General features: G+C 66.0%; 4 protein-coding genes. 3 read left to right on the top strand and 1 reads right to left on the bottom strand.

Annotated elements, in window-relative coordinates; translation table 11 throughout:
- Positions 1 to 1,878, bottom strand: a 1,878-nt coding sequence (locus tag AC1DSN_RS11800; protein WP_477330812.1) for a CheR family methyltransferase, incomplete at its 3' end; no start/stop codon positions are given.
- A 78-nt stretch (positions 1,879 to 1,956) separates the two neighbouring features.
- Here AC1DSN_RS11800 and alkB point away from each other — a divergent pair.
- The 3 genes from alkB to AC1DSN_RS11815 form a co-directional block, all read left to right on the top strand.
- Positions 1,957 to 2,610 (top strand): DNA oxidative demethylase AlkB, encoded by a 654-nt coding sequence (gene alkB, locus AC1DSN_RS11805; RefSeq protein WP_477296254.1) that lies wholly within the window; start codon positions 1,957 to 1,959, stop codon positions 2,608 to 2,610.
- A 184-nt stretch (positions 2,611 to 2,794) separates the two neighbouring features.
- Entirely contained in the window at positions 2,795 to 11,230 is an 8,436-nt protein-coding gene (locus tag AC1DSN_RS11810; protein WP_477330814.1) for a GH36-type glycosyl hydrolase domain-containing protein, read from the top strand.
- A gap of 74 nt (positions 11,231 to 11,304) precedes the next feature.
- Positions 11,305 to 11,538 (top strand): hypothetical protein (locus AC1DSN_RS11815; protein ID WP_063570947.1); only part of this gene is annotated, 234 nt, incomplete at its 3' end.

Below are 11,538 nucleotides of genomic sequence, written 5' to 3' on the forward strand. Positions count from 1 at the left end.
GACCGAGAGCATGTGGCCACGCCGCTCCAGGTCCACCGCCCGCGAACGTACCGAGGTGCCGTCCTGGCTGGCCTGGAATAATGACGTGCGCAGCTCGAGGCGCAGCTCGGGGACGATCAGCGCGGTCAGCTGGTACGACGGCGCACCGCCGGTGAGCCGCAGATAGACGCCGGCGCTCTGGGACATGTGTGCGACATGGCCGTCGCGGTCGACCAGGATGCTGGGCGGCAAGCGGTCTTCAACCGCCTTGCGATGGATCTCGCTCAACGAATACTCCCGCCGATCCTGCGCGGCCGTGGCGGCAGCGGTCGCGCCCGTGGTGAGTATGGTGGACGGAAGGCGCGTGGGCGAGTGCAGGTAAATCCCGGTACGGCCGACCGCGTTGGCACGATAGATCCGGTTCTTCTTGTCCACGGGGGTGAAGTACTTCGATACGACTTCGGCTGACTCCGAGCTTCCAAGGAACAGATACCCACCGGGCCGCAGCGCGAAGTGGAACATCTCCAGCGCGCGGGACTGCACGTCGCGATTGAGGTAGATCAGCAGGTTGCGGCAGACGATCAGGTCGAGCTTCGAGAACGGCGGATCCTGCAACACATTGTGCCGGGCGAACAATACTTTCTCGCGCAAGGCCTTGTGCACGCGATAGCCGTCATCCTCACGAATGAGGAAGCGGGCCACCCGGCTAGCCGAAACGTCGGCGGTCACGGCGGACGAGTAGAAGCCATGGCGGGCATGGGCAATCGCGTCTTCGTCGATGTCCGTGGCGAACACCTGCACGGACACCGCGTTCGGTGTGGCGGCTTCGGCCAGGAGCATCGCGAGCGAATAGGCTTCCTCGCCCGTGGCGCAGCCGGCGCTCCATGCGCGGATGCGCGTGTCGTCGGAGGTCTGCTCGAAAAGACGCGGAATCACCTCGAGTTCCAACGCGTCGAAGGCTTCGCGGTCGCGGAAGAAATTGGTGACGCTGATCAGCATGTCCTTCAACAGGGCYGGCCGCTCATGCGCATGCTCGTGGAGGAAATCCCGGTAACTCTCGAGGGTCTGCAGGCCGTTGACCTGCATGCGCCGCTCGATGCGACGGAGCACGGTGGCGCGCTTGTACGCCCGAAAATCGTGACCGGTCTTCGCGCGGAGGATGAGCATGATGTCGCGCAGGGCGTCCTCGTGTTCGCGAGAAACGGCCTCCGCCGCCGCTTCGCCCGCATCGGAGGTATCGTCGAGGGCCGCGCCGGCGGGAAAAACGATCTTCGACGCATCACGGGCCATGGCGACGATGCGTTCGGGAAGCTCGGCCACGGGAAGAATGACGTCGACGGCGCCGGTGGCAATGGCGGCGCGCGGCATCTGGTCGTATTCGGCATCCTCGGGCTGTTGCACCAGGGTGATGCCGCCGCGCTCGTGGATACGCGCGATGCCCACCGAACCGTCCGATCCGGTCCCCGAGAGGATCACAGCGAACGCCTTTTCGCGATGCACTTCGGCAAGCGTTCGGAAAAAGAAGTCGATGGACACATGCCTGCCGCGCGGACGCTCCATGTCGAGCAGGCGCAGGTAGCCGTCGTTCATCGAAAGCGCGTGCCGTGGCGAGATCACATAAACGTGGTTCTTCTGCAATGGCAGCGTCGCGGTCACCTGGGTAACGGGCATGCTCGTGGAGCGCTGCAGGATGCGATCGACGATGCTGTCGTGCCGCGGCGACAGGTGCATCACGATGACGATAGCCATGCCTGGCTCGGCAGGCATGGCTTCGAGGAATCGGGCCAGGGCTGCCAGGCCACCGGCCGAGGCGCCGATGCCCACGACCGGAAAATCCAGCCCGCTGTGCTGCAGGGTGGGATCGACTTCCGGGTCGGACGGTGGGGCAGGCTGCGACATCGAAAAGAGCTCAGGCAGGTGATACCCGATTCTCGCGCAACTGGACCCTAAAGGGTGTGCAACGGGGATAATAGGGACATGACTGCGGATCTTTTCGCCGATTTTCCCGCCACCGAGCGACGCAACGAGCCTCTGGGCCCGGGCGCCGTGGTGCTGCGCGCGTTCGCACGGGACGACGGTGCGCGCCTGGTCGAGCTCATCGGCGCCATCGCTACCGTCTCGCCGTTCCGGCACCTGGTGACCCCTGGTGGCCACACCATGAGCGTGGCAATGACCAATTGCGGCAAGGTGGGCTGGGTGAGCGATCGCCGCGGCTACCGCTATGACGCGATCGATCCGGCGACAGGCCAGCCGTGGCCGGTCATGCCGGCGCTGTTCATGCGGCTGGCGGCGGAAGCGGCGGCGGAGGCTGGCTTCGAAGGCTTCGTGCCGGACGCCTGCCTGGTGAACCGCTATGTCACCGGCTCGCGCCTCACCATGCATCAGGATCGTAACGAGCGGCGCGATTCCGAGCCCATCGTGTCCGTGTCGTTGGGCGTGCCTGCCATGTTCCAGTTCGGTGGACAGGGTAAAGGCGTCAAACCGCTGAATATCCCACTGGTTCACGGCGACGTGGTCGTATGGGGCGGTCCGTCACGCATGAACTACCACGGCGTGCTGCCGTTGAAAGCCTCGGAACACCCGCTGACGGGCATGGACCGCCTCAACCTGACCTTCCGCACGGCGCGCTAGGGCGGCCGGGAGAGCGTAGACTGGCTCGGCGGCCTTTCGGGGCCACGCCGCGCTGATCCATGAAACGAATCCCACCACCCCCAAGGGGCAGGATATAGAGCTGTTCAGGCGCGCAAGTCCTCATGACGCTCCAAGTCCGGAGCGTGAGCCCGCACTGCGGGCGGAACTTTTCAACGCCGACCAGATGGAAGCCCACGGGCTGGTGCTCGCCAGACGCCATGAAGTGGCGACGCGGCGCTCCGCGGAATGGTTGTTACCCCGGCTGGCCGATAACGAACGGGTCATCCTGGAGGTCTGCAAAGCGCTGATGGCGGCGGCACGGCGCGGTTCGGGCACCACGCCAGCGGGGGAATGGTTGCTCGACAACCTTTACCTGATCGAAGAACACATCCGCATCGCCAACAAGGATTTCCCCAAGGGCTACAGCCGTGAACTGGTGCAGCTGGAGGAGGGGCCGTCGCGCGGCTTGCCGCGTGTCTACGACATCGCGCTGGAGGTCATCTCGCATGGCGACGGCCGTATCGATGCGGCAGGCCTCGCGCGTTTCCTGCAGACCTACCAGTCGGTGGTGCCGCTCAAACTGGGCGAACTGTGGGCGATTCCGATCATGCTGCGACTGGCGCTGATCGAGAACCTCCGGCGTATTGCCGCACGCGTGATGCTCGACAAGGCCAGGCGCCGACGCGCGACGCGCTGGGCCGATGCCATGACCCGCATGGCCGCGGAGGACCCGAAGAACGTGGTGCTGGTTGTCGCCGATATGGCGCGCTCCTCACCGGTGATGAGTGCGCCTTTCGTCGCGGAGCTCGTTCGCCGTCTGCAAGGGCAGGGGCCGGCGCTCGCGATGCCGCTGGGCTGGATCGAACAGCGCCTGGCCGAGTCCGGCCGCAGCATCGACTACCTCGTGCAGATGGAGTCGCAGCAGCAGGCCGCGCACCAGGTGTCGGTCGGCAATAGCATCGGCAGCCTTCGTGCGCTGGTGACCGTCGACTGGCGCGACTTCGTCGAACACGCCAGCCTGGTCGAGGCCTGCCTGCGCGAGGACCCGGCGGGCATTTACGCGGCCATGGATTTCGCCAGTCGCGACCGTTACCGGCACGCTGTGGAACGCCTGGCGCGAGCGGGTCGTATCGGCGAAGTGGCCACGGCACGCGCCGCTCTCGCAGCGAGCTGCCCCGATCCGGGCGAGCCACGCGATGGCGCGGTGACCCATGTGGGTTATCACCTGGTCGGTGCGGGGCTGCCCGCCCTCGAGCGTCGACTGCGCACGCGGCAATCGTTCGCGTCGCGCTGCCGGCGCGTGTTCGACCGGGCACCTTTCGCTTTTTCGCTAACGGCCTTTCTCCTGTTACTGGCAGGCCTCACCACCGGCCTCGTCGAAAGTGCGGCCTTGCCGCCGGGGTCGGGCTGGATCGCTGCCGCGCTGGCCTTCGGTGCCCTCATCGTCGCCAGTCAGCTCACCCTGAGCCTGCTCAATCTGGCCGCGATCCTGGTTACCACGCCCGACCACCTGCCGCGCATGGATTACGCCAAGGGCATTCCCCCGCAGGCGCGTAGCATGGTGGCTGTGCCGACGCTGCTCGGCAGCCCCGACGATGTCGACGATGTGGCCGAAGCACTCGAAGTGCGTTTCCTCGCCAATCGCGACGAGGTCCTGCATTTCGCCTTGCTGACCGATTTCATGGATGCGGACGCGGTATCGATGCCGGGCGACGCTGCCATCCTCGAGCGCGCCAGGGCGCGCGTCGATGCGCTCAATACCAGGTATCCCTCGCCGGCCGTCGACCGCTTCTATCTCTTCCACCGACCACGCGAGTGGAGCGAAACGGAACAACGCTGGATCGGAGCCGATCGCAAGCGCGGCAAGCTCGCGGCCATGAACGGCTTGCTCCGTGGCGAGGGCGCGGATCGCTTTCTGTTGATCGTCGGGCGGATCGAAAGCCTGCCACCGGTGCGCTACGTCATCACCCTGGATACCGATACGCAGCTGCCACGCGATACGGCGCACCTGTTGATCGCTGCGATGGATCATCCGCTGAACCGCCCGGTGTTCGACGAAGCACGGGGCGTGGTGGTGGCCGGTTACGGCATCATGCAGCCGCGCGTGGGCATCGGCCTGCCGGCGCAGGCACGGTCGTCCTATGCGCGCCTGTACGGCGCTGATGCAGGTATCGACCCGTACACCCGTGCCGTCTCGGACGTGTACCAGGACCTCTTTCACGAAGGTTCGTTCATCGGCAAGGGCATCTACGACGTGGATGCCTTTGAACACGCACTGGCCGGACGCCTCCGCGACGAGCGCGTACTCAGCCACGACCTGATCGAGGGCTGCTTTGCGCGTACAGCCCTGCTCAGCGACGTGCTGGTCTTCGAGGAGAATCCCGAACGCTATGTCGACGACAGCATTCGTCGTCATCGCTGGATGCGCGGCGACTGGCAGTTGTTGCCGTGGCTCATGCCCACGGTACCCACCCGTGACGGATGGCGGCGCAACGATCTCAGTCATCTGTCGCGTTGGAAAATCTTCGATAACCTGCGCCGAAGCGCGGGCGCCCCGGCGGCACTGGCCCTGCTCGTGGCGGGCTGGTTGTGGATCGCGCCGGTACTGAGCTGGACGCTCGGCGTGTTGTCGATGGCCTTCGTGCCGGTACTCCTGCAGGCCTTGATGGAAGCGGCGCGCAAGCCCCGCGACATCGCCTGGCGACAGCACGCCCGCGCCTCGCTGGTCGCGACGGGCCAGCACGGCCTGCGCCTGGTGTTCTCGATGGCGTGGTTGCCTCACGAGGCGTGGGTAAGCATCGACGCCATCGTCCGCTCGCTGTGGCGCATCGTGATCAGTCACCGTCACCTGCTGCAATGGCGTTCGTCGAGCGAGGTGGAACGCAGCGGAAGAGGCGCGCATAAAATCCCGTGGCGCGCCATGTGGGCTGGCCCCGCCGTCGCGRTCGTGCTTTCYGTCCTGCTCGTCGTCGATCGACCCATGGTCCTCACCATTGCCGCACCGGTGCTCCTGCTCTGGTTCTTCTCGCCCGTGTTCGCCTGGTGGGTGAGTCGTCCCGACGTAAGCCATGTCTACGTGCCCAGCGCATCGGACCGGACGTTCCTTCGCCTGCTGGCTCGCCGCACCTGGGCGTTTTTCGAGGCCCACGTCGGACACGACGATCACTGGCTGGCACCGGACAACGTGCAGATGACACCCGACATCCGGGTGGCCCGACGCACGTCGCCAACCAACATGGGCCTGGGGCTGCTCGCGAGCCTCGCCGCCTTCGACTTCGGTTTCCTCGGCCTGGGTGGTGTCATCAGCCGCACGGCGGCCACGCTCGCCACCATGCATTCGCTCGAGCGTTACCGGGGTCACTTCTACAACTGGTATGACACGGAAACACTCACGCCCCTGCGTCCTCTGTACGTGTCCAGCGTGGACAGCGGCAACCTTGCAGGTCACCTGCTGACTCTCCAGCGGGGCCTGCTTGCGTTATCGAACGAACCGGTGTTTCGTGCCGTGTCGATCGAAGGCCTGCGCGACACGCTCGGCGTCCTCGTTCAACATGTGGACGATACCGAACGGCCGGACCTGCTCGCGTGGTCGGACGAACTGCTCACCGCTGTGGCCTCGCCGCCCCGCTCGATGGATGCAGTGTCTGCGTTCGCTTGCACCCAGGCCGACCGCTTGCGCATGATGATGCCTGCACTGGCGCGCGAGCCTTCGGACGAGGCGGCCTTCTGGCTTTCGCGACTGAAGGCGCAATGCGACGACCTGACGGCCGAGGCGGAACAGTGGCACGGTGGGKAAGGGCATGTCGTCGGCATCCCGACCTTGCTGGAGCGGGCGAGCGAAGCCACGGCAGACGCGGCGCAGCGTGCCGCCGCGATCGCGCGCATCGAGGCGCTAAGCAATCTCGCCGCGCTGGCGTGCGAACTGGCCATCATGGACCACGCCTTCCTGTACGACGACAACCGGCACCTGATGTCGATCGGCTATGACATCGATCGGCGCGTGCTCGATCAGTCGTTCTACGACCTCCTGGCCTCCGAGGCACGGTTGACTACCTTTGTCGCCATCGCCCAGGGCCAGATTCCCCAGGAGAGCTGGTTCTCACTCGGGCGCCTGCTGACAACGACGGGTGGCTCGCCGGTGCTGCTTTCGTGGACCGGGTCGATGTTCGAATACCTGATGCCGATGCTGGTGATGCCGACGTATGAAGGCAGCCTGCTCGACCAGACCTGTCGTGCGGCCGTCGCCAGGCAGATCGAATATGGCAAGCAGCGCAGCCTGCCCTGGGGCGTGTCCGAATCCGGTTACAACGCCGTGGACGCGCATCTGACCTACCAGTACCGTGCCTTCGGCGTGCCCGGCCTGGGTCTCAAACGTGGCCTGGGTGACGACCTCGTCGTCGCACCGTACGCCAGCGTGCTTGCGCTGATGGTCGCGCCTGCGGCAGCCACCAGCAACCTGCGACGTCTCACCGATGCGGGCGTGGCCGGTCGTTTCGGTCTGTACGAAGCGGTCGATTACACGCCGTCGCGCCTGCCTCCGGGGCAGGAGGCCGTCGTCGTGCGATCGTTCATGGCCCACCATCAGGGCATGTCGCTCCTGTCGATCAATCACCTGCTGCTCGGCCAGCCCATGGTTCGGCGTTTCGAATCGGACCCGCATGTCATGGCGACCACGTTGCTCCTTCAGGAGCGTGTGCCTCGCAGCGCCACGGAGTACCTGCACACCGCCGGGCTGGGCGACGATGCCAAGGCACCGTCCCTGCCCGAGGCACGCCTGCGCCTGTTCACCGATCCCGACCGTCCGCGTCCCGCCGTGCAGCTGCTTTCCAATGGGCGGTATCACGTCATGGTCAGCAGTGCCGGTGGTGGTTACAGCCGCCGCGACGCCATGGCGGTCACGCGTTGGCGCGAAGACATCACGCGCGATAACCACGGCATGTTCTGCTACGTCCGCGATCCGGACTCGGGTGATGTCTGGACCACGTCCTACCAACCCGTCGCGCGGCGCACGGACCTGTTCGAGGCGATCTTCTCGGAGTCCCGGGCCGAGTTCCGCGTGCGGCAGCGCGGTTTMGAGACGCATACGGAGATCGTGGTCTCGCCCGAAGACGATATCGAACTGCGCCGCACGCGCGTCACCAATCGCGGACGCACGCGGCGCACCATCGAGCTGACCAGTTATGCCGAGGTGGTCCTCACCGATCCCAACGGCGACATGGCGCATCCGGCCTTCAGCAAGCTGTTCGTCACCACGGAAATCGTGGCGTCCATGCAAGCGCTGCTTTGCGCGCGCCGGCCACGTTCCGCGGACGAGCAGCCGCCGTGGATGTGTCATCTGGTCGCCGTGCATGACGTGGACGTGGATGCGATTTCCTATGAGACCGATCGCGCACGGTTCATCGGGCGTGGTCGCAGCACGGCACAGCCCGCGGCGCTCGACGCCGGGATGGAACGCCTGACCGACACGGCAGGTGCGGTGCTCGACCCGATCGTGGCGATTCGCGTCCGGATCACGCTCGATCCCGAGCAGACGGCGACGCTCGACTTCGTGACCGGTGTGGCGGATACGCGCGACAGTTGCTTGCGCCTTATCGAAAAGTACCGGGATCGCCATCTGTCCGACCGCGTATTCGACCTGGCATGGACGCACAGCCAGGTTTCCCTGCGCCAGGCCAACAATACGCTGGCCGACGCGCAGCTCTACGAGCACATGGCGACCTCGGTGGTCTATCCGAACCTCGCCCTGCGTGCGGAGCCGGCCCTCATCGCCGCGAACGCACGCGGTCAATCGGGGCTCTGGGGGCAGGCGGTGTCGGGTGACCTCCCGATCGTGCTGCTACGGATCGGCGATATCGCAAGGCTCGATGTGGCACGTGACCTCGTGCGCGCGGCCGCTTACTGGCGGCTGCGCGGTCTGGCCGTCGACCTCGTCATCTGGAACGAAGACAGCACTGGCTATCGGCAGACACTGCACGACGCACTGACCGGACTGCTTGCCTCGGGGACGGAATCGAACCTGCTCGACCGGCCCGGTGGCGTGTTCATCCGTGCCGCGCAGCCGCTTTCGTACGAGGACCGCCTGGTGATGGAAGCCAGCGCGCGTATCGTGGTCGTCGACAGCCTCGGTTCGCTCGCCGAGCAGATGGAGCGGCATCGTCTCGAGTCGCGTCCCGCCGCTGCGGAACCACCGGCATGGCCCCGTCTTCCACGTCCGGAACTTGCCGCCGCCAAGCCGCCCACGGGCGCTTTCTCCGCCGACGGCAGCGAGTACGTCATCGAACTCGAGGAAGGCGCCGAAACACCGGCCCCCTGGTGCAACGTGCTCGCCAATCCGTCGTTCGGCACCGTGGTATCCGAAAGTGGCGGCGCCTACACCTGGGCCGAGAACGCGCACGGCTGCCGGATCACGCCGTGGCATAACGACCCGGTCGAGGATGCCAGCGGCGAAGCCGTGTACCTGCGTGACGAGGCGACGGGCCGTTTCTGGTCGCCGACACCGTTGCCCGTGCGCGGCAAGGGAAGCTATACGACGCGTCACGGCTTCGGGTACAGCCACTTCGAGCATGACGAGGAGACGCTTCATTCGCGCCTGGAAACCTTCGTCGCACTGGATGCGCCGGTGAAGTTCCAGGTGGTCACGGTGACCAATCGCGGTTCCGAGGCGCGCCGCTTGTCGGTTACCGCATACGTCGAATGGCTGCTCGGCGATGTCCGCGAGAAGAGTTCGATGCACGTGGTGACCGATGTCGACCCGATCACGGGCGCGCTGTTTGCGCGCAACGCCTACAACAGCGATTTTCCCGGTCGCGTCGCCTTCTTCGACATGGGTGATCGCGAGCGCTCCGTGGGCGGTGACCGGACCGAGTTCCTCGGCCGTAACGGACGGATGGATTCACCGCTGGGGATGCGCCGCCAAGCCTGGAACAACCGCATCGGTGCCGGGCTGGATCCCTGCGGCGTCCTCCGTGTCGCTTTCCTTCTCGAGCCGGGTGAATCGAGGGAGGTGGTCATCCGGCTGGGCATGGGCGGCAATGAAGCCGAGGCGCGCGGCCTCGTGCAGCGCTTCCGCCAGGACGGCACCGCTGGAAGGGTACTCAGTGCCGTGCGTGCTCACTGGCGTGGGGTGCTCGGTGTGGTTCAGGCCAGGACGCCGGAGCCTGCGATGGACACGATGGCGAACGGCTGGCTGCTCTACCAGACGATCGCCAGCCGCCTGTTCGCACGTAGTGGCTATTACCAGTCCGGCGGAGCCATCGGCTTCCGCGACCAGTTACAGGATTCCATGGCAACGCAGCACGCGGCGCCCGCCATGGCACGCGCCCAGTTGCTGCTCTGCGCAGCGCATCAGTTCGTCGAAGGCGATGTGCTGCACTGGTGGCATCCGCCCATCGAGCGCGGCGTTCGCACGGCGTGTTCCGACGACTACCTCTGGCTTCCACTGGCCACCAGCCGCTACGTGCACGCCAGCAGGGACGCGGCGGTGCTCGACGAGGCGGTCGAATACCTCGAAGGCCGTCCGCTGCGGCCCGGTGAGGAGTCCTATTACGACCTGCCGCGCCCCTCGGGCATTCGGGCCAGTCTCTACGAACACTGCGTGCGCGCCATCGAGCACTCCATGCCGCGTGGGCGCAACGGCCTGCCGCTGATGGGTAGCGGGGACTGGAACGACGGCATGAACAAGGTGGGCGAGGGCGGCAAGGGCGAGAGCGTCTGGCTGGGCTTCTTCCTGGTTCACGTGCTGCGCGAGTTCTCGGTGACAGCACGCTCACGCGGCGACGCAATTTTCGCGGACCGCTGTACGGCGGAAGTCACCAAGTTGTCGGCTGCCCTGGAAGCGCATGCCTGGGACGGCGAGTGGTACCGCCGAGCCTGGTTCGACGACGGTACGCCGCTGGGCTCGGCCAGCAACGACGAATGCCGCATCGATGCGATCGCGCAGAGCTGGTCGGTGCTCTCGGACGTTGCCACGGACGAACGCCGCACGCAGGCCATGGCGTCGCTGAGCAGTCATCTCGTGCAGGACGATGTCGGGCTGATTCGCCTGCTCGACCCGCCCTTCGATCACTCGGCGATGGATCCCGGTTACATCAAGGGCTACGTGCCGGGCGTGCGCGAGAACGGTGGGCAATACACGCATGCGGCGGTCTGGGCGGCGATGGCCTTCGCGCACATGGGCAACCACGACCGCGCGTGGGAACTGGCGAGGATGATCAACCCGGCCAGCCATACGAAAGATGCCGACGCGATCCAGCGCTACAAGATCGAGCCTTACGTACTCGCGGCGGACGTTTATTCCGTGGCGCCACACGTAGGTCGGGGCGGCTGGAGCTGGTACACGGGGTCCGCAGGCTGGATGTACCGCCTGCTGGTCGAGTCGCTGCTGGGGCTGAGCCTGGAGGAGGGCCGGCTGCGTGTCCGTCCCTGTGTCCCGACGTCGTGGGCGGGCTACAGCCTGCGCTACGTGTTCGGCGGCTCGACCTACGCGATCGATCTCCGGCCGGCACGGGACGGCGAATCGTCGGGCATCCTGCTGGACGGTGCTTCCATCGAGGGCGACAGTCTTCCGTTGGAGGACGATCAGCGTGAGTACAAGGTGCACGTGGTGTACCCGCGAGGCTAACGGCGGGGTAACGGCGCAGGGCGCAGCCTCGCGGTTGGGGGCGCCCTTGTTGGCGTCGAGCGGAGTATGGCGCCATGGCTACGATTTCAAAGGATCGACCGTCCTACCTCGAAGCAAGGCGCTCGATCCTCGAGGCTTACGATGTCGCCGCGGCTACCCACCCGGCGGCCTGTGCGATACGCGAGATCAACGAGAAGGGCGAGTGCCTGCCTCTCACGGCGAAACAGCTGAGGGGACGCAAGTCCGTCGCCGCGCCCGACTCGGTGATCAGTGAACCGGAAAACTTCCCGCCGCGAACGTCGCGGCAT

The organism is Luteibacter sp. P4_D7_3, assembly GCF_056401735.1.

Bases quoted from the DNA above. Each gene is read 5' to 3' on its own strand.
- alkB (WP_477296254.1), top strand. From the start codon at position 1,957: ATGACTGCGGATCTTTTCGCCGATTTTCCCGCCACCGAGCGACGCAAC.